This is a genomic window from Sphingomonas sp. VDB2, from assembly GCF_047946695.1.
Taxonomy (GTDB): Bacteria; Pseudomonadota; Alphaproteobacteria; order Sphingomonadales; family Sphingomonadaceae; genus Sphingobium; species Sphingobium bisphenolicum.
This window is the reverse complement of sequence record NZ_CP159615.1, coordinates 1885637-1904651: the sequence shown is the minus strand read 5'-3', so window position 1 is coordinate 1904651 and position 19015 is coordinate 1885637. Positions and strand designations below refer to the sequence as shown.

General features: G+C 66.4%; 17 protein-coding genes. 14 read left to right on the top strand and 3 right to left on the bottom strand.

What is annotated here, in order from left to right; genetic code table 11:
* Positions 1-29 precede the first annotated feature (29 nt).
* The 6 genes from ABT375_RS09390 (at position 30) to ABT375_RS09365 (ending at position 5116) form a co-directional block, all read left to right on the top strand.
* Positions 30-620: a flagella basal body P-ring formation protein FlgA gene (locus tag ABT375_RS09390; RefSeq protein ID WP_416462253.1), complete on the top strand. Its 591-nt coding sequence runs from the start codon at positions 30-32 to the stop codon at positions 618-620.
* A gap of 43 nt (positions 621-663) precedes the next feature.
* Complete coding sequence (gene flgM, locus ABT375_RS09385) at positions 664-939, top strand: flagellar biosynthesis anti-sigma factor FlgM (protein ID WP_224550514.1); 276 nt, start codon at positions 664-666, stop codon at positions 937-939.
* Positions 940-954: 15 nt separating this feature from the next.
* Positions 955-1263, top strand: coding sequence for a hypothetical protein (locus tag ABT375_RS09380; protein ID WP_224550515.1), 309 nt, complete (start codon positions 955-957; stop codon positions 1261-1263).
* A 149-nt stretch (positions 1264-1412) separates the two neighbouring features.
* Positions 1413-2228, top strand: coding sequence for a lytic transglycosylase domain-containing protein (locus tag ABT375_RS09375; RefSeq protein WP_416462252.1), 816 nt, complete (start codon positions 1413-1415; stop codon positions 2226-2228).
* A 9-nt stretch (positions 2229-2237) separates the two neighbouring features.
* A complete protein-coding gene (gene flhA, locus ABT375_RS09370; protein WP_416462251.1) occupies positions 2238-4370 on the top strand; it encodes a flagellar biosynthesis protein FlhA in 2133 nt (710 codons plus the stop codon).
* Between the two features lie 14 nt (positions 4371-4384).
* On the top strand, positions 4385-5116 hold the full coding sequence (locus ABT375_RS09365; protein WP_261936243.1) for a sigma-70 family RNA polymerase sigma factor: 732 nt from the start codon (positions 4385-4387) through the stop codon (positions 5114-5116).
* An 84-nt stretch (positions 5117-5200) separates the two neighbouring features.
* Here ABT375_RS09365 and mdoH read toward each other — a convergent pair whose 3' ends face one another.
* From mdoH to ABT375_RS09350, 3 genes are all read right to left on the bottom strand, one after another.
* Positions 5201-7090 carry a glucans biosynthesis glucosyltransferase MdoH gene (gene mdoH / locus ABT375_RS09360; RefSeq protein ID WP_416462250.1) on the bottom strand — a complete coding sequence of 630 codons (1890 nt, stop codon included), beginning with the start codon at positions 7088-7090 and terminating at the stop codon, positions 5201-5203.
* Between the two features lie 62 nt (positions 7091-7152).
* Positions 7153-8637, bottom strand: a complete 1485-nt coding sequence (locus ABT375_RS09355) for a glucan biosynthesis protein (RefSeq protein ID WP_416462249.1) — start codon at positions 8635-8637, stop codon at positions 7153-7155.
* 212 nt (positions 8638-8849) lie between these two features.
* Complete coding sequence (locus tag ABT375_RS09350) at positions 8850-9659, bottom strand: flagellin (protein ID WP_224548543.1); 810 nt, start codon at positions 9657-9659, stop codon at positions 8850-8852.
* Positions 9660-10003: 344 nt separating this feature from the next.
* Between ABT375_RS09350 and ABT375_RS09345 the strand changes: the two genes are divergently transcribed.
* The 8 genes from ABT375_RS09345 to ABT375_RS09310 are packed head-to-tail and all read left to right on the top strand — an operon-like array spanning position 10004 to position 18995.
* On the top strand, positions 10004-11275 hold the full coding sequence (locus ABT375_RS09345; protein ID WP_416462248.1) for a sigma-54 interaction domain-containing protein: 1272 nt from the start codon (positions 10004-10006) through the stop codon (positions 11273-11275).
* Between the two features lie 20 nt (positions 11276-11295).
* Positions 11296-11655, top strand: a complete 360-nt coding sequence (gene fliE / locus ABT375_RS09340) for a flagellar hook-basal body complex protein FliE (protein WP_224548779.1) — start codon at positions 11296-11298, stop codon at positions 11653-11655.
* A gap of 3 nt (positions 11656-11658) precedes the next feature.
* Entirely contained in the window at positions 11659-13416 is a 1758-nt protein-coding gene (gene fliF, locus ABT375_RS09335; protein WP_416462247.1) for a flagellar basal-body MS-ring/collar protein FliF, read from the top strand.
* Positions 13409-14425: a flagellar motor switch protein FliG gene (gene fliG, locus ABT375_RS09330; RefSeq protein ID WP_261936247.1), complete on the top strand. Its 1017-nt coding sequence runs from the start codon at positions 13409-13411 to the stop codon at positions 14423-14425. The genes fliF and fliG overlap by 8 nt, the downstream gene beginning before the upstream one ends.
* Positions 14418-15059, top strand: a complete 642-nt coding sequence (locus ABT375_RS09325; RefSeq protein WP_416462246.1) for a FliH/SctL family protein — start codon at positions 14418-14420, stop codon at positions 15057-15059. Before fliG ends, ABT375_RS09325 begins: the two co-directional genes overlap by 8 nt.
* Positions 15056-16384, top strand: a complete 1329-nt coding sequence (locus ABT375_RS09320; protein ID WP_224548552.1) for a FliI/YscN family ATPase — start codon at positions 15056-15058, stop codon at positions 16382-16384. Before ABT375_RS09325 ends, ABT375_RS09320 begins: the two co-directional genes overlap by 4 nt.
* Entirely contained in the window at positions 16381-16806 is a 426-nt protein-coding gene (locus tag ABT375_RS09315) for a hypothetical protein (RefSeq protein WP_416462245.1), read from the top strand. Before ABT375_RS09320 ends, ABT375_RS09315 begins: the two co-directional genes overlap by 4 nt.
* Entirely contained in the window at positions 16806-18995 is a 2190-nt protein-coding gene (locus ABT375_RS09310; RefSeq protein ID WP_416462244.1) for a flagellar hook-length control protein FliK, read from the top strand. The genes ABT375_RS09315 and ABT375_RS09310 overlap by 1 nt, the downstream gene beginning before the upstream one ends.
* Positions 18996-19015 lie beyond the last annotated feature (20 nt).

Sequence of the window (19015 nt, the reverse complement as noted above, 5' to 3'; positions counted from 1 at the left end):
AAGACCGTTCGTCCGTCAGGAGACATGCCGTGTTGCGATTTTCCTCCCTTCTTCTTGCCGCCGTCGCGCTGACCGGCGTGTCGCCCGCGCTGGCTCAGGCCCAGGGAAGTCAGAAATTCGAGAATCTCGACCGGATCGACAGTCTGGTGGCGATGACCGTCGGCGCTAATCTGGGCGAACCGGGCGGCCCCGCCGCCCCGGTGGATCGCCGTCTGCGCCTGGCGGCCTGTCCGACCACGCCCAGCGTGGAAGGGCCGGTATTCGGCGCGGCGATGGTGCAATGCGCCGCGCTGGGCTGGCGCATCCGCGTGCCGCTGGTCGCGGGCGCGGCCGCCGCGGCATCGGGGCCGGTGCCGCGCGCCGCTCCGGCCTATGGCGCCGCCAACCGCTTCAACCGCGCCGCGCCGGTCGCGGCGAAAGAGGCGGTCGTGCGTAAGGGCGATCCGGTGCAACTCATGGCCGGCAACGACGTATTCAGCGTCTCCCGCATGATGGTGGCGGATGAAGACGGCGCCATGGGCGAGACGATCCGCGTGCGCGAAGACAAGAAAAGCGCGCCGATTTTCGCCCAGGTCGTACAAATGGGCGTCGTGCGCATTCCGGGATTTAATGATTTTTGAACTTGTCCGTTATAGGCAGTAGGGACGAGTGAAGGATTATCCAATGATCAAGTCTGTGGGCCAGAATATCAGCGCCGCCATAGAGGCGACCCGCCTGCGGGAAGGGGCCAGGACGCGCGCGTCGGCATCCACCGGATCGGCCACGACATCCGCCAGCGCCGCATCGGCCAGCCCTGCCGCGCGCATGGCGGCTGAAGGCGCGCCGGTCGATATGGACCGGGTCGCCGCCATCAAGGCCGCCATCGCATCGGGCAACTACCCGGTCGACGCCAACGCCATCGCCGAACGCATGGTCGCCCTCGACCTGTCGGCCGCCTGATAGAGGACAAACGTCATGCCGCTGGGTCTTGCTGCGCTGGATGATCTCTTCGAAGCGTTCGAAGATCTTCGCGACGTGCTCGACGGTACGGACGCCACCGCGATCGAGGTCGCCAGCAATCGCGTCAGCCGCGCGGCTTCGTCCGTCCGCGCGATCGGCGCCTGGCGTTCCGACCCGGCCGTGATCGAACGGTTGAGCGTGATGGTGCCGTTGCTCGACAGCGCGCGCATCCGCGTCAAGCTGCTCGCCGATCATGCCCAGCAGCGACTCGCCATCCTTGCCGCCCATGGCGCGCAGACCGCCCCGCTGACCTACGGCCGGTAGACGCCGCTGAAAATAATTTCGAGTTTCGACTAAAGCGGCGCCCTTCGGCGCCGTTTTTCGTTGTAGGGCGCGAAATCCTTACTCACGTTAACCAAATCTTGGCACAAGCCTTGCTCTAATGTCCTCGCTAGCAAGTGAGGATTTTAGTCGTGTCGGCTTTCGCAGACATATCAGCAACCGGGAGTTCGACAGGTAATCGCGTCACCAACGCGATTGCGATGGCGAGCCGCCGTACTGGTGTCGACTTCTCCTATTTGCTCGGTCAGGCCAAGATCGAATCCAGCCTGAACCCCACGGCCCGCGCGGCGACGTCGTCCGCCACCGGCCTCTATCAGTTCATCGACCAGAGCTGGCTCGCCGTCGTCGACAAGCATGGCAGCGAATATGGGCTGGGCTGGGCGTCCGACGCGATCCAGCAGAGCGGCGGCCGCTATTATGTGGCCGACCCCGACCTGCGCAAACAGATATTAGATCTGCGCAAGCACCCCGAGACGGCTTCGGTGATGGCGGCGGAACATGCGGCCGACAACAAGGCCTATCTGGAATCGAAGCTGGGCCGCGAAGCCCAGCCGGTCGATCTCTACCTCGCCCATTTCCTCGGCGTCGGCGGTGCCTCCAAATTCCTGTCGGTCCATGACCGCGCGCCGGATGCGACGGCGGCATCGCTGTTCCCGTCCGCGGCGCGCGCCAACCGTTCGATCTTCTTCGACAAGCAGGGCCACGCCCGCAGCTTCGCCGACATCCGCGACCGCTTTGCGTCGAAGCTCCAGAGGAACTCCGACGGCCTCGGCGCCGACATCCAATATGCATCCGCTGCGCTGCCTTCGGGCGCGAAGACGGTCCAGCCCGCCGACTATGTGCGGATCGAAACCCAGCGCCTCGCCGAGCAGCCTGACATCATGGTCAAGCCGCAACCGCAGACCGCCCGCCTCGCCTATCTCATGCTCGCCACCCTCGGAAGGTAAACGGCCGCAATGTCTCCTGCCCAAGTCAAAGCGAAGATCTGGATGGGCGCCGTCAAGGGCGCCGTGCTGCCGTTCGCCACGCTGATGGTCGTCGTGTTCATGATGGTCCCGGTGCCGGCGATCATGCTGGACATCGGCTTCATCACCAACATCATGATTTCCCTTGCGGTGCTGATGGTGGCGCTGAACGCGGGCAAGCCGCTCGATTTCTCCAGCTTTCCCACCGTGCTGTTGTTCGCGACCCTGCTGCGCCTCGCGCTCAACGTCGCCTCGACCCGCGTCGTGCTGGTGCAGGGACATGAAGGCTCCGACGCGGCCGGGCAGGTGATCGAAGCCTTCGGCCACTTCCTGATCGGCGGCGACTATGTCGTGGGCATCTTCGTCTTCGCCATCCTGATGATCATCAACCTTGTCGTCATCACCAAGGGCGCGGGACGCGTGTCCGAAGTGTCGGCGCGTTTCACCCTGGACGCCTTGCCGGGCAAGCAGATGGCGATCGACGCCGACCTGAACGCCGGTTTGATGACGCCGGAAGAAGCCAAAATCCGCCGCGTCGAAGTCGCGACCGAGGCGGACTTCTACGGCTCGATGGACGGCGCCAGCAAGTTCGTGAAGGGCGATGCGGTCGCTGGCATCCTGATCCTGGTCATCAACATCGTCGGCGGCATCATCCTGGGCGTGGTCAGCCATGGCCTCGCCATTGGCGAAGCCGCGCAGACCTATATCATTCTGGCGATCGGCGACGCGCTCGTGGCGCAGATCCCCGCGCTGCTGCTCTCCATCGCCGCCGCCTCCATCGTCACCCGCGTCAAGAGCGAGCAGGATCTGGGCGGCCAGATCGCCGGCCAGTTCGGGTCGGGCCGCGCCTGGGTGCCGGTCGCCGCGATCCTGGGCTTTCTGGGCATCCTGCCTGGCATGCCCCATCTCATCATCCTGTCGGCCGCGGCGGTCGCGGGCGGCATTGCCTGGCAATTGCGCAAGGCTGTCCAGAAAAAGGCGGCCGAGCCTGCTCCGGTCGCGCCTGCGCCCAATCCGGCCGTCATCGAATGGGACGATGTGTCGGACGGCGCGATCCTGGGTCTGGAAATCGGCTATGGCCTCATCAGCCTGGTGGACGAACGCAAGGGCGCGCCGCTGATGGCCCGCATCACCGGCATCCGCCGCCAGCTATCCAAGGAACTGGGTTTCGTCGTGCCGATGGTTCGCGTGAAGGACAATCTGGCGCTCGAACCCAATCAATATCGCATCACCATCGCGGGCGTGGTCGTGGGCGAGGACGAAATCTGGCCCGACGATCTGCTCGCGCTCGACAGCGGCGCGCTGGAAGGCACGGTCGCCGGTCGCCCGGCCAAAGACCCGACCTTCGGCCTCGACGCCGTCTGGATATCGCAGGCCAAGCGCAGCGAAGCCGTCGTCGCGGGCTATACCGTGGTCGATCCGCCGACGGTGGTCGCCACGCACCTCAACCAGCTCATCGCGATGAACGCGGCCGAAATGTTCGGCCTGGACGAAGCGCGCAAGCTGCTCGACAATCTGAAGGACGCCGCGCCGCAACTGGTCGATGGCCTGACGCCGGGCACGCTCAGCCTGACGCAGATCAGCGCGCTGTGCCGCGCCCTGCTTAGCGAAGGCATCGCGCTCAAGGATTTCCGCCGCATCTGCGAGGCGATGGTCGACGCCGCACGCCCCGACATGAGCCACGAACAACTGGTCGAGGCGGTGCGCCAGCGCATCGGCGCGCTCATCATCCAGGGGCTCGTCCCGGTCAAGATGCCGCTGCCGGTCATCACCCTTGACGGCGATCTCGAAGGCTTGCTGGCGCAGGCCATGCGCGTCGCGGGCGACGCCAAGCATCCGATCGAACCCGCGCTCGCCAACCGCATCGTGGAGGCGGTGATCCACGCCGCCCGGCCGCTGATGGGGCAGGCGCGCGCCTTCGCCATCGTCACCTCGCCGGTCGCGCGTCGCGCGCTCGCCCGGCTGTTCAAGCCGCACCTGCCCGAAACGCCGGTCCTGTCCTTCCTGGAAATTCCCGATGGCAAGGGCGTGGAAGTGGTCGCGGTGGTCGGCAACGAGCAGCGCCCCACGCCCCGCCACGACCCCGCGCCGCGCCAGGACCAAATGCGCGAACGGGTTGCCTGAAAGGAGGCTGAGCCATGTATATGAACAAGATTGCGGCTGGCGCCCATACCTATGGCAAGCCCGGCGAAAACAGCCCGGAGCGGCTGGCCCGCCAATATATGCCGCTGGTGCGCAAGATCGCCTGGCACGTCCACGGCCGCGTTTCGACCGCGATAGAGATTGAGGACTTGCTCCAGATCGGCATGGTTGCGCTGGTCGAGTCCGCCAACAGTTTCGAGGATCGGGGGCTGGGCTTCGCCGCCTATGCCCAACTGCGCGTGCGCGGCGCAATGATCGACCATCTGCGGCGGCAGGCAACGATTTGCCGGTCGGCAATGGCCAGGCGGAAAGAACTTGCCAAGGTGCGCAACCGGCTGGAACAGAAGCTCGGCCGCCTGCCGACCGAGGCCGAAATGTCGGCCGACATGGGGCTTGAGCCGGCCGCCTATCGCGAGATCGCCGACAGCGTCGAAATGGTTCAGCATACCAGCATGGACGAAGTCTATTCCGACCAGTCGATGTGGTTCGCGGATGTCGAGGATCGCGCCGACGACATCATGGAACGCGAGTCCCTCAAAAAAGCGCTGGCCGCCTGCATCGGCGAACTGCCCCAGCGCGAAGCGATGGTCCTGCAACTCTATTTCGTCGAGGAACTGAACCTGGAGGAAATCGGCCACACGCTGGACATCGGCGCCGCCCGCGTCTGCCAGATCAAGAAAGCGGCGCTCGACAAGCTGCGCGAAAAACTGCGCGACTGGGATGACTGACCTTCAGGCTGGCGGTGTTCCCGCGAAGGCGGGAACCCAGTCCTACGATCTCCATGACGCGCCCAACGGCTGATTACCTATCCATCACTCATCATTCGCCGCCAGCGGCCCGACCCGTCGCCCATCCGTCGTCGGCCAGCGGAACCGCAACGGACGATAGCTTTGCGTGCGCCACCACGGATCGGCGACCTGGAACAGGCCATGTTCTTCCGCCTTGCGCCCCAGATCCTTGCGCGCCGTCAGCGCGGCCAGCACCGGTGCGGCGAATAGCCCTGCGACCACCGGCGACATCCAGCCCAGACTGCCGACCTGCACCGCCATCGCGGTCAGCCCCGCACCCAGCAGCAAATGCCATTTGAACAGCCAGATCGCGCTGGTGATCGCCATGCCGTCGCGATCGCGGGTCTGCCCGTTCCAGCTCGCCTTGCGGCCCATCAATATGCTGAACAGGTTGATCGTCTGGGTCAGCATCGCCACCGGCGCCATCAGGATCGACAGGATGATGTCGACCAGCACGCCGCGCGTCATTCGCGCCGCGCCGCCAAAGCCGATGCGCCGCGCCGGATCGGCCATCGCCCACAGGATCGCCAGTATCTTGGGGCCGAACAGCAGGATCGCCGTCAGCGCCAGCAATCCGCCCGACGGCAGGATCGCGGCGGGCGGCCACACCCCGGCCAGCGCGCCACCCAGCACCACCAGCATCAGCGCCAGCCACAGCGGCGACGTGCAATAGGCCGACGCGCCGACCAGCAACTGGAACCGGCTGACCGGATGCAACCCGGCGATCTTCACCAGCAACGGCACATGCTGGATATTGCCCTGGCACCAGCGCCGGTCGCGGGTGAACAGGTCCGGCATGGAGGGCGGAAATTCCTCGAAACTGTCGTCGGCCGTGACCATATGCACGTCCCAGCCGCGCCGCCGCAGCAGGGCGGCCTCCAGCATGTCGTGGCTCAAAATATGCCCGCCGAACGGCGCACGGCCCGGCAGTTCGGGCAGGCCGCAACTTTGCGCGAAGGCGCTCACCCGCACGATCGCATTATGGCCCCAGAACATGCCCTCCGATCCCGCCCACCAGATCATGCCCGCGGCGGACGTCGGACCGAACAGGCGGCTGGCGAATTGCTGCCAGCGCGCGAACAACGTGGCCGCGCCCATCACGGTGGGGACGGTCTGGATCAGCCCGACATGCGGATGCCGCTCCATGTCGGCGGCGAGGCGGGCCATCGTCTGCCCGCTCACCACGCTGTCGGCGTCCAGCACCACCATATAATCGTACCCGCCGCCGAAACGCTGCACCCATTCGGCGATATTGCCTGGCTTGCGGCCGATGTTGAGCGCGCGCCGACGATAATGAACGGGGCGGGAGAAGGAGGCGCGCATTTCCTGATAGGCGCGGCGCTCCACCTCGCCACTTTCGGGACTGGAGTCCGACAGGATGAAAAATTCGAACCGCTCGCCGCCCATCACCTGCGCCAGCGACCGCTCCATGATCGACAGCCGGCCCAGCACGCCCAGGAAATCCTCATTGCACACCGGCAGCAGGATCGCGGTCTTGCCCTTCAGCGGGGTGGCGGCATTCAGCGGACGCGGCGTCACGCTCCGCCCCTTGCCAACCGTCAGCAGCAGGAAGCCGATCATTGCGGTGGCGAAGCCGAAGGCGATCCAGGCGAACAGCGGAATGAAGAGCGCGAGATAGACGCCTTCCCACGCGGAAATACCGTCCAGCCCGATCGATCGGCGCATTTCATGCGCAGCCATCGCGGCGGGCAGCAGGGCGAGCAGCACCACCAGCAGGCGGCGCGCCCAGATGTCGATATTGAGCGGGCGGCGCGCGATCAGGTCGGGCCGGGCGCCGAAATCCTGTTCCGGCATCGCCAGCGGATTTTCCGGCGGCACCTGTTCAAAGGCGCGCGCCAGCGGCTTGCCCCCGGCATCGGTGGTCGGCGCCTGCACGCCTCCATTCCCCATCATTCCTCAGACCCATCGCGATTGACCCAATATGTCACAACCGCCCGATGCATAGACGGTTCCCGCTAAGCGCCCAGCGGATAATGCACATATTCGCTCAATCCGCGATCGCCGGTCCGCAACTGGAGCCGAATATCGGCCGACTTGCCCTGCGCGCGCTTGATGTCGAGCACCGTCCGGAACAGGCCGTCGCGGCCCAGCACCGGATAACCGGCCTTCTTGATGAGCGTACCGCCGGCTACGTCCGCCCAGATATCGGGCTTGCTCCCCGCAGCCGCGCCCGCAAAGTCGATCACCAGCCGATCGGCATCGCCGTCGCCGCGCCCGCGCCAGACATTCTCGACGATGGCGATGCCGGCAGAGGCCGGCGCGGGCGCCGCGGACCAGTCGAGCCGATAGGCCAGGTCGATCCGCGCCCCCGCGCGCGGCGCGGCATCGGGCGTCCAGTAGGCGGCGACATTGTCGGTATATTCGCTGTCGGTGGGGAAGGCGTAGAGGCGTACGGCGCCTGCACCCAGCGGCTCGGTCGGCGTCGACCAGAGCGAGGGGCGGCGATCGTAGAAGACGCCATCATCCTGATAATGGTCGAAGTCGCGGTCGCGTTGCAGCAGGCCGAAGCCCTTGGGGCTCACTTCCTTGAAGGCGCTGAAATGCGGCGCGGACGGGTTCACGATCGGCCGGGCATGGGCGGTCCCGTCGGCGCTGGCGATCGACAGCATGTCGCTGTCATGGATTTCTGGCCGCCAGTCGGTCCCCTGGATGCGGTTCGCCTGATCGTACCAGAACATGCTGGTCATCGGCATCAGCCCCAGTTCGGGGATGGTGCGTCGGGGGAAGAGGGCGGCGGTGATATCCTGCCGCACCCCCTGCGGCCCCAGGCTGCTGACGAAACGGAACGCGCCGCTGATCGATGCGCCGTCGAGCAACGCATAGATAGTGACGCTGCTTGCGCCCGTCCGCTCCAGCCAGAAATGGGTGAAGCGGGGAAACTCTTCCTTGCCGGCCAGACTGGTGTTGATCGCGATCGCGCGGGCCGACAGGCCGAATTGCTTCTGCGGGCTGGGCGCGCGGAAATAGCTTGCGCCGAGGAAGGACAGCCAGTCGCCGTCGCGCGCCGCATTCATGATGCGGAAACCGGCAAAGCCCGCATCCGGCCCCAGCGCCGCCACGGCATTGCCTGCGGGCGTGTCGAACATGGTCGGATCGTAGCGCAGCGGGGTCGCGCGCCCTTTTTCCACGATCGCGATCGACACTGGCTGGGCGGCGTTCACCGAAAGCGGGAAGAAACGGACGCCGGTGTCGCCGGGCAGGTCGCCCCATAGGGTGCGCTCGTCGCGGAACCGCGCCTGATGCAGGGCGTCATAATCGACCTTCGCCGCGCCGGGATGCGGCGGCGTCTCCCTGAACGGCGCGCGGGCGAGGCGCTGCGCCTGCCCAACCAGTCGATCCCATGAAAAGACGTCGCCGCCAGTCTGGGCCAGCAGCATGTCCGGAAGAAGAAGGGCGGATGCGGAGGCGGCGATCATCGCGCGCCGGTTGATCTGGGTCATGGCCTTTATCATGGGAGGCACAACCGGCGAAGCCAAGTCTGTATCCGCGCCTCCATGCGAAGAAGCCTCCGCCCGGGGGGACGGAGGCTTCAAACAGGCTGGTCGTTCGATCGAAGGTGTCGCCCCCGGCACGGTGGGGACTGTTGATGTGCCGGGGGCCACTTGGGCGGCTGGCGGTGACCAAGACCTCAGCCGACCAATCTTGTTACGCCTTAGCCGATCAGCTTGAGCACGCCCTGCTGGCTCTGGTTGGCCTGGGCCAGCATCGCGGTCGACGCCTGGCTCAGGATCTGCTGCTTGGCGAGCGCCGTCGTTTCGGCCGAGAAGTCGGCGTCTTCGATGCGGCTGCGGGCGTCGGTCAGGTTGGTGATGTTGTTGGTCAGGTTGTTGACCGTCGATTCGAGGCGGTTCTGCACCGCACCGAGGTTGGCGCGGGTCGTGGCGATCGAAGCGATCGCGGTGTCGAACGTGTCGAGGTCAGCCGAGGTGCCGGTGGTGACATCGACCGCCAAAGCGTTGGTCATTGCGGTCGTCACGTCGTCCAGCGTGATGTCGACAGTGTCGGACGCGTTGGCGCCGGCCTGGATCGTCACGGTGGCGGTGGAACCGTCGAACAGCTTCGTGCCGTTGAATTCGGTGTTCGCCAGCGTATCGGTGATCTGGGTCTGGAGCTGCGCGACTTCCGCCTGGATGTTCGCCTTGGCGTCGGTGTCGTTGGTGCCGTTCAGCGCCTGGACCGACAGTTCACGCATACGCTGCAGCATGTTGGTGACTTCGCCGAGCGCACCTTCCGCCGTCTGCGCCAGGCTGATGCCGTCATTGGCGTTGCGGACGCCCTGGGTCATGCCCTTGATCTGCGCCGTCATGCTCGAAGCGATGGCGAGACCGGCGGCGTCGTCCTTCGCGCTGTTGATGCGCTTGCCGGTCGACAGGCGTTCCATCGCGGTGCTCAGCGACTTGCTGGCCATCGACGAAGCATTGGCCGAGCGCAGCGCTGCAGTGTTGGTTCCGATAACAGTCATGGTGTTCCCTTTCGTTTCACTATCAGGTCGCTGCCATCCGTTAGAGCGCTTGCGGCCTCGAAAGGGGATAACGGCGGGGCGCCATGGGCTTTTAGCGCCGATGTCGATTTTTTTGGAAAGGGCGTGATTCGGGCGGTCCGAAAACCCCCTTACGCGGGCGCGACGCGCGCGCCTTAGACCAAGGTCGAAGATATTGCCGTTTTTGCCGGAAAAAAACTGCCGCATTGCGGCAAGCCGGCAGACGACATTAACTATCTGATAACCACAGACGGGCTATTTGTTAACCATCGAAGGGGGTTGGGGCGTACGGGGGTACAAGCCAGCCAAATGATGGGGTTTTGTTCATGTCGACACTAGACGTGAGCCGTGGCGTCTGCGCGCTTCTTCCGGGGCTGCAGCACTGGCTTGAAAATGCCTTCTATGAAGTGCGCATCGTCGATGCGGCCGACCCCCGTGACAGGGACGACCGGCGTATCCTGCTGGCGACCGAGATCGGTCACGCCACCTATCGGGACATCCTGATCAACGTTATCGACGGTGCGCCTTCGCTGCTGTCCGCCGCCAATGGTCTGCCGGCGCGGGTCGCCTTTGGCATAGCGGACATGGGCTTCGCCTTCGCCCTCATCGCCGAACTGGCCCGTCCCTCCGCGATCCCCGCGGTCGGCGACAGCGGCAGCGCCCGCCTGATGACGCTGGCCGGCCGTGTCGCCCGCAGCGACGCCACCGTCCTGATCCAGGGCGACACCGGCACCGGCAAGGAAGGCATGGCGCGCTTCCTGCACGCCCAGTCGGGTCGCACCGCCCACGACTTCATCGCCGTCAACTGCGCGGCGCTCCCGGAAACCATGATGGAAGCGATGCTGTTCGGTCATAAGAAGGGCAGCTTCACCGGCGCATCCAATGCGTCGGAAGGGCTGTTCCTCGCGGCGGACGGCGGCACGCTCTTCCTCGACGAAATCGCCGAACTGCCGCTCTCGCTCCAGTCCAAGCTGCTGCGCGCGCTGCAGGAAGGCGAAGTGCTGCCGGTCGGCGCCACCCATCCGGTCCCGGTCAATGTCCGCATCATCGCGGCCTGCAACCGCAATCTCGCTAACGAGGTCGCCGCCGGCCGTTTCCGCGAAGATCTTTACTGGCGCTTGAACGTCATGCCGCTGGAACTGCGCCCGCTGGCCGAACGCCCCGGCGATGTCGCCGCGATCGCCGCCGCCATGCTGCTGCGCCAGCAGGACATGGGCAAGGCCGGCTTCGTCTGGCCGACCGCCGCAGCGATGGACAAGCTCACCGCCCATGTCTGGCCCGGCAACGCCCGCGAACTGGGCAATGTGCTCCAGCGCGCGCTGGTGCTGCGCGACGGCGAGATGATCGAGGCGGACGATCTGCATCTGGCCCGCGGGCCGCAGCCGCTGCGCGTCGTCACGCCGATCGTGGCGCCTGCGTCGATCGCAGTCGAGCCGACCCGCCTGCGCGACGTCGCCCATCACAGCAAGCTGGAAGCCATCCGCATCGCCCTGCGCGAAACCGATGGCCACCGCGCCGCCGCCGCCCGCAAGCTGGGCATTTCCGAACGCACGCTTCGCTATCGGCTCGCCGAGATGCGCGAGCTGGCAGCGGCTTGAAGGAGGGCTGAACCATGGCCATCAACGGCATTTCACCCACCGACAGCGTGATGGCGATCCGCAACGCCATCCTGCAAAAGAATGCGGCGCTGCGCGATGTCGCCTCGACCGGTCCGGTCGACGGCGCGTCGGGCGCCGGCGGCACGCAGGGCACGGCGCCCGGCGGCTTCACCGAAGCGCTCAACAGCGCGCTGCAACAGGTCAACGGCCTGCAGAATCAGGCCGGCGAGGCGGCAGCGTCGTTCGAACGTGGCGAAACCACCGATATCGCCGCGGTGATGCTGGCCAAGCAGCAGGCGTCGGTCAGCTTCGAGGCGACCCTCCAGGTCCGCAACAAACTCCTGTCCGCCTATAAGGACATTATGAGCATGCCGGTTTAAACCATGAGCGAGAACGCACTCAGCACCAATGTCGGCGCATCGGCGCCTGCTCTCCCCTCCAGCACCTCCTTCGGGGGCGGGGCCAAGGGAATGGACGCGCTCAAGGCGCGCCTGACCGGCTTCATCAAACAGCCTGCGGTGGCGAAGAGCCTGCCGCTGCTCGGCCTGCTCGGCACCGTCGCGGTGGCCGGCGCGGCCTGGCTCGCGCTGCGCGAACCGCCCCAGCGCGACCTGTTCCGCGCCTTGCCCGATACCGACAAGTCGGCCGTTGCGCAGGTGCTGGACCAGAACGGCATCAAATATGGCTTCGACAATAGCGGCGGCATGACCGTCGGGCAGGACGATTATTTCAAGGCGAAGATGATGCTCGCCGCGCAGGGCCTGCCCAAGAGCGCGCCCGACGGCAACAGCATGATCGACAGCCTGCCGATGGGGGCTTCGCGCGCCGTTGAAGGCGAAAAGCTGCGCTCGGCCCGCGAAATGGACCTGGCCCGCACGATCGAGGCGATCGACAGCGTCGAAACCGCCAAGGTGCATCTCGCCGTCGAGCCGCCCAGCGTCTTCCTGCGCGAACGGAGCAAGCCGTCCGCTTCGGTGATGCTGCGTCTCGCCAATGGCCGCACGCTTACCGACCAGCAGGTCAGTGCGATCGTCCATCTCGTCGCCTCCTCGATCCCGGAACTCAACCCGGACGATATCTCGGTGGTCGACCAGAATGGCCGCCTGCTCAGCAACAATGACGGCAACGCCGCCGACGATCGCCAGCTCGCCGTTCAGGGCAAGATCGAGGATCGCTATCGCCAGTCGGTGATCGCGCTGCTGACGCCGATCCTGGGCACCGGCAATTTCTCGACCGAGGTCCATGCCGAACTGAATTTCGCCGAGCGCCAGGCGACTCGCGAAACCTATCCGCAGGACGAAGCCCGTCTGCGCAACGAAACCGGCACCTGGGCGTCCGATCCGCGCGGCCAGGGCGCGGGCGAAGCATCCGGCATTCCCGGCGCGCTCAGCAATCAGGCCCCGGTCAACCCGACCGTGACCCAGACCAACCCCAATGGCCAGGCCGTGGCGCAGGGCCAGACCGCGCAGGGCGCGCAGGCGGGTCAGCCCGGCACGCCGCCCAACCCGCTGATGAAGACCGAAGAAACCTTCAACCGCAGCTTCGAGCTGGGCCGCGAAGTGTCGGTCACCCGCGACGCCATCGGCACGGTCAAGCGCCTGTCGGTCGCCGTGGCGCTCGACACCGGGCCGGACGGCAAGGCGCGCACGCCGCAGGAAATCGCCGCGCTGGAAGCCTTGGTGAAGGGCGCGGTTGGCTTCGACCAGGCCCGCGGCGATGTGGTGGCCCTGTCCTCGCGCAGCTTCCTCAAGACGGCGGAGGTTACCCCGCCCTGGTATGAAGCCGACTGGATGTCGCCGCTGGTGCGCAACATATCGGCCCTGCTGGTCGCGCTGCTGGTCATCTTCGGCATCGGTCGCCCGCTGCTCAAGCGCCGCGCCGCCGCACCGGACGCCCTGGCTGCGCCGACCCCGGAGGAAGGCCAGCGCATCGGTCGCGAGATTTCGAGCGAGATCACCAAGCAGGCGACTGCCGCGACACCCGACGGTGCCGCGCCCAAGATCACGCTCGACATGATTTCCTCCACTTACGACTACGCCCAGCGCGCAGACCTCATCCGCAACTTCGTCAAGCAAGACCCCGATCGCGCCGCGCTCGTCGTCCGTGACCTCCTGAAGGAGGGGAAGAAGGAAAATGCCTGAGATCGTTCCCGGTCGTCCCGAAGCGCTGAAGGGCAGCGCCGCCGCCGCCGTCCTCCTCATGCTCTTCGACGAAGACGAAGCCGCCCAGATCCTCTCGCGTCTCGAACCCGAAGAAGTGCGTCAGCTCGGCTATGCCATGTATGACGTGCAGGATGTCGATCCCGAAGAGGTCAACGAAGCGCTCGATCATTTCGTGACCAAGGCGAAGAAGCGCACCACCATCGGCTATGGCGCGACCCGTCATATCCGTGGCGCCATGACCAAGGCTTTGGGCGAAGAGCGCGCGGAAACCATCCTGGCGCGTATCACCCCGCCGACCCGTTCAACCCAGCTTGAAATGCTGAAATGGATGGACGCCAAGGAAATCGGCACGCTGATCGAGATGGAGCATCCGCAGATCATGGCGATCGTGCTGGCCCATCTGGAAGCGCCGGTCGCCGCCGACGTGCTGCAATTGCTGCCGTCCGAATATCAGGAAGAGATCGTCTATCGCATCGCCACTCTCGGCCCGGTGTCGAACGAGGCGCTGGACGATCTGGAACAGTTGCTGCTGCGCGGCCCGGTCAAGAAGCAGGGCGCGGCGTCGCAGCGCGGGGGCACGGTCGAAGCGGCCGCGATCATGAACAATGTCCGCAAAGACAACGAACTGCGGATCATGAAGGCCGTCGCCAAGCGCGACAAGATGATCGCCCAGACGATCGAGGAGGAGATGTTCGTCTTCGACAACCTGATCGACATGGACGACAAGAATCTGGGCACGCTGATGCGCACCGTCGACAGCCAGGTGCTGGTCGTGGCGCTCAAGGGCGCGAACGACATGCTCAAGGCGAAGATTTTCAGCTCCATGTCCGCCCGCGCCGCGCAGGCGATCGCCGACGAGATCGAGGAACGCGGCCCGATCCGCCTCGCCGAAGTCATCGACGCGCAGAAACTCATCATCGCCACCGCGCGCCGCATGGCCGACGCTGGCACCATCATGCTGGGCGGCAAGGGGAACGACTTTGTCTAACTTTTGGGGGGGCGTTGCGGTTCAGGATGCGACGCCCGTTGCCGTCGCGGGCTTCCGCCCGACAGAAGGCGGCTTTCGCAGCCTCTATGCCAGCCTGCCCGGCCAGACCGGGACCGGCAAGATGCGCAATGGCGTGATCGAGGCGGAACCGGAAATCGACCTGATGGAGGAGGCCCGTATGGAAGCCTTCACCATGGGCTTCGATGAAGGTTGCCGCGTCACCGCCCAGACCCATGGCGAAGAGAGCGACGCGCGCGAGCGTCTGACGCAAGCGCTGGAAACGCTGTCGCCCGCGCCCAGCGGCATGCTGTCCACCATGTTGTCGGCCACCGTCGTCCGCCTGGTCGAACAGATTGTCGGCGAAGTGGAGATCGACATCGAACGGCTGGTGCAGCGCTGCGACACCGTCGCCGCTTTCATCGAGGATAATGAGGGCAAGAGCGCCCTGCATCTCCATCCCGACGACATCACCCTGCTGGAAGGCGAGACGATCGGCGTCAAGCTGGTCGGCGACAAGGCCATGCATCGCGGCTGCGTGCGTCTGGAAACCGCCGATGGCTGGGTCGAGGATGGCCCGGACGTCCGCCTGGCGCGCCTGCGCGCGCTGATGGACGATATGGAAGGCAAAGCATGATCCGCGCCGCGCTGGCCCAGGCCGAAAGCCTGTTCGACCATCTCCAGGTGCAAAACCGCGCGCCCCGCCGGATCGGCCGTTTGGTCAGCCATGACGCCGGCATGCTGGAAGTCACTGGTTTCCGCCGCCCGATCGGCTCTGGCGCGCGCGTCATGGCCAGCGACGGCTCCGTCTGCCGCGCCGAAGTCGTGGGCTTTCGCGGCGACCGCACCTTGCTGGTCCCGCTCGATGCCGACGCGCCGCTGGAAAACGGCATCCGCGTCGAACCCGACAGCCAGGCCAATATGGTGCAGGTCGGCGACGGCCTGATCGGCCGCGTCATCGATGCGATGGGCCAGCCGCTCGACCGCAAGGGGCCGATCATCGCAGGCGGCACCTGGCCATTGAACGGTGTGAAGGGCAACGTCCTCGACCGGGGCCGCGTCACCGAAGCGTTCGACTTGGGCGTCCGCGCCGTCAACGCGCTGCTCACCGCCGGGCGCGGCCAGCGTATCGCCATCATCGCTGGCTCCGGCGTTGGTAAATCCGTGCTGATGGGCCAGATGATCGCCGGCGCCGAAGCCGACATCGTCGTCGTCGGCCTGATCGGCGAACGCGGCCGCGAAGTCAGCGACTTCCTCGAAACCAAGCTCAAGCACACGATGCACAAGAGCATCGTCGTCGCCGTCCCCGCCGATCATCCCCCAGTGCTGCGCCTGCGCGCCGCCGCACGTGCCACCGCCATCGCCGAATATTATCGTGCGCGGGGCAAGAAGGTGCTGCTCCTCATCGACAGCCTCACCCGCTGCGCCCATGCCCAGCGCGAAATCGGTCTGGCGCTGGGCGAACCGCCCGCGATGAAGGGCTATCCGCCCTCTGCCCTCGCGCTCATTCCCCGTCTGGTGGAGCGGGCAGGGGTGGATGCCCGCACCGGCGGGTCGATCACTGCGCTCTATACCGTGCTGGCCGATGGCGACGATACCGACGATCCGATCGTGGATGCTGCCCGCGCCATCGTGGACGGCCATTTCGTCCTGTCGCGCCATTTGTCGGAACAGGCGATCTTCCCCGCCATCGACATCGGCAAGTCGCTCTCCCGCGTCATGGCCGACGTCGTGCCGGACGAACATCGCATGGCCGCCGCCAATTATCGCCGCCTCTGGGCCGCCTATGAGGAAAATCGCGATCTCATCCTGATGGGCGCCTATCGCCCCGGCAACGACCCGGTCATCGACGAAGCCGTCCGCCGCCGTCAGGAAATCCTCGACTTCATTCGCCAGGACCAGAAGAGCCGCATCGACCTCGACACCAGCGCCGATGCGCTGGTCGCGGGCTTTAGCGCATGAAGGGGCTGGTCGGCCGCCGTCAGCGCGTGCTGCGCGTCCGCCATGTCCAACATGCCATGGCGGTCGCGGAAACGGCTCGCGCGCGCGACGAAGCCGATGGCCTTGCCCGCAATATCGACCGCCTGCGCAAGGTGCGCAGCGAATTGTTCGAGACGGAGGGCATGGCCACCGGCGCGTCCTTCGCCGCCATGCAGGAACTGGCGACCCGGCTGGAACAGGCCGGGCGACAGCTTGACGGCGCGCTTTATGATGCCAAGCGCAAGGTCGAGGCCAAAGAAGGCATGACTCTTGCTGCGAACCGCGAGAAGGAAATCGCTACCCGCCTCAAGGACCGCGCCCGCGCGGATCTGGAGGAGTGGCGTGAGACAAGGCTTGCCGCGCTGCCGCGCTATCGCCGGATGCAGCGTGAAGGGGACGTTTGATGATGACCATGCTGACCAGCCTCAAGGCGCTCTTGTTCGCCACGCCCGCATCGCCGGGTGTGAAGACCGACGCCATGTCGGCCGAGGGCGGCACCGACTTCGCGCAAGTGTTGAACAGCGTGGGCACTATGCCGACCGTCGCCGCGCAGCCGGCTGCGCCGGTTGCCGCCGCAATGGAAAGTGTCGCGCCCGTTATAAATAACATTGAAAATCAAGAGATTGATGTGCCTGGCTGGCATCCTGGCATCGCGGTTGCAACACCTCCGGTTGCCTCTGTCGCACCCTTGCCAAAATCGGGAAAACCCCAAACAACTGTCCAGCTCGCCGTCGCACTTTCCGAGGCGGACGAGGCGTTCGCGCCCGCCACGCCCGCCACGCCCGCCGCACCGGTCGAGCCACCAGTCGAGATCGTTTCCCTGAACGATGACGACGCGCGGGACGACATTTCCTTGCCGCAACAGGCGCAGGGTGCCGGGGCTGCTTCGGCGCTGCCCGCGACCATAATGGTTGCCAAGGCCCCGATCGCGTCTGCCACGGTCGAGCGGTCCGTGCCCGCGCCGGTCAAGGCGCATCCCGCGCGGCCGCACGATGCCGTTTCGGCCGATCCTGTCGTCGCCTCGCTGCCGACCGAAACATCCGGGGCGCAGGACACGCACGAACCGTCGGCGTCCGAAGAAGAGACGATGCCCGTTGCGCAGGACGACTGCCAGCCGCCGGCTCAGCCGACCGCGCCGGTCATGGCGTCCCCTGTTCCAATCGCCGCGCCCGTCGTCGCGCAACCCGAAATAGCACCGGCCGAAGCAGCACCGGCCGAAGCGGTCCAGGCCAAGGCCGCTGGTCCGTCCCCCGTCTCGCGATCGACCGCCGCACCGTCCCCCATGCCGCGGTCCGTCCCGGACGCATCGGTCGATCGACCCAGCCTCATCGCTGCGGAAGCAACAGCATCGCCGTCCCCCGTGAACCCGATGCCCCCGGCCGTCGCGTCGAACGACGTCGCGCCGATGCCGGTCGAGGCCGCGCCGCTTGCGTCCGTCGCACCAGCGCCGGAGGCGAGCGCCGCGTCGCCGCTGCCGACGCAAGCTGCGATCGCCCCCGCCGATCTGCCTGTAGAGCAAACGGCGATCGGCAAGCCCGCTGCCACGGCTGCCCCGGACGCCACGCACCCGGCCAGCCAGCCTGCTCCGGCTACCCTCATGCAGAATGCCGACCCCGCGCCAGCCGCCCGGCCGGTCCCGCAGGCGACTCCCGCATCGCCCGTCGCTGCACCGATCGCGGAAACCTTGTCGGCCACGCCGGTCGTAACGCCTGCGCCCGCGGCTTCGGAAGCGAACGACCTGGATCAGCCCATCGACATCGCACAGGCGAGCCTCCCCACCGCGCCCACCAAGCCGCGCGCGGAGGCCGTCTCGCTGCTCCAGTTGGTGCGCGATCATATGAGCTTGCGCGCGCCGCGCCGAACCGAAACCGCCGCATCGGTCCGCGACACGGTCCCCGACGCTGCGCCCGCGATCCAGCCGACGGCGATGAACGACGGTATATCGACGCTGGCACCGCTGGTTCAGCCAAGCACGCCGCCGCTCGCGACCATCGCAACCGCCATCCCGACCGTCGATCTCTCCGCCAGCCTCGGCGCGCAGGTGGTGGACATGAGCGTATCAGGCCAGTGGATCGACGGATTGGCGCGCGACATCGCCGGCCTGTCGGCCAATGGCGCGCAGGGCCGGTTCCAGATCAACGCCGACCAGCTCGGCCCGATCCAGGTCGATATCCGCCAGGGCGCCGACGGCGCCGCCGTCAGCCTGATAGTCGCGACCGACGCGGCCGAACAGGCCTTGCGGCAGGAGGGCGACCGGCTGAAGCTGGACGCGGGTCTGTCCGCGGTGCGCATCAGCGAGGTGAAGATCGAGCGTGCGCCGCCTGTCGCGGAAACCGCGCGGGCGGACAGCGGCGGCAACCAGAATTCGTCGCAACAGCCATCCGGTGGCCAGGGCCAGAGCGCCCATCAGGCCATGGGTCAGGGCGCGGGTCAGGGGATGGGGCAGTCGTCGGCCCAGTCGCATATGCAGGGTCGCGGCCAGCCGCGTGAAAATATCGCCTTCGGGCATAAAGCGGGGAGTGATGCTGCCGTTCTTAACCATACGGACGTCGGCGAAAACGCCGGCGGGGCCGTTCGCGCGCGCTACGCGTGACCAGCACTTTATCCTAGGGG

Bases quoted from the DNA above. Each gene is read 5' to 3' on its own strand.
- ABT375_RS09310 (WP_416462244.1), top strand. From the start codon at position 16,806: ATGATGACCATGCTGACCAGCCTCAAGGCGCTCTTGTTCGCCACGCCC.
- flhA (WP_416462251.1), top strand. From the start codon at position 2,238: ATGTCTCCTGCCCAAGTCAAAGCGAAGATCTGGATGGGCGCCGTCAAG.
- flgM (WP_224550514.1), top strand. From the start codon at position 664: ATGATCAAGTCTGTGGGCCAGAATATCAGCGCCGCCATAGAGGCGACC.
- fliF (WP_416462247.1), top strand. From the start codon at position 11,659: ATGAGCGAGAACGCACTCAGCACCAATGTCGGCGCATCGGCGCCTGCT.
- mdoH (WP_416462250.1), bottom strand. From the start codon at position 7,090: ATGATGGGGAATGGAGGCGTGCAGGCGCCGACCACCGATGCCGGGGGC.
- ABT375_RS09315 (WP_416462245.1), top strand. From the start codon at position 16,381: ATGAAGGGGCTGGTCGGCCGCCGTCAGCGCGTGCTGCGCGTCCGCCAT.
- ABT375_RS09365 (WP_261936243.1), top strand. From the start codon at position 4,385: ATGTATATGAACAAGATTGCGGCTGGCGCCCATACCTATGGCAAGCCC.
- ABT375_RS09355 (WP_416462249.1), bottom strand. From the start codon at position 8,637: ATGACCCAGATCAACCGGCGCGCGATGATCGCCGCCTCCGCATCCGCC.
- fliG (WP_261936247.1), top strand. From the start codon at position 13,409: ATGCCTGAGATCGTTCCCGGTCGTCCCGAAGCGCTGAAGGGCAGCGCC.
- ABT375_RS09345 (WP_416462248.1), top strand. From the start codon at position 10,004: ATGTCGACACTAGACGTGAGCCGTGGCGTCTGCGCGCTTCTTCCGGGG.
- ABT375_RS09350 (WP_224548543.1), bottom strand. From the start codon at position 9,659: ATGACTGTTATCGGAACCAACACTGCAGCGCTGCGCTCGGCCAATGCT.
- ABT375_RS09320 (WP_224548552.1), top strand. From the start codon at position 15,056: ATGATCCGCGCCGCGCTGGCCCAGGCCGAAAGCCTGTTCGACCATCTC.
- ABT375_RS09380 (WP_224550515.1), top strand. From the start codon at position 955: ATGCCGCTGGGTCTTGCTGCGCTGGATGATCTCTTCGAAGCGTTCGAA.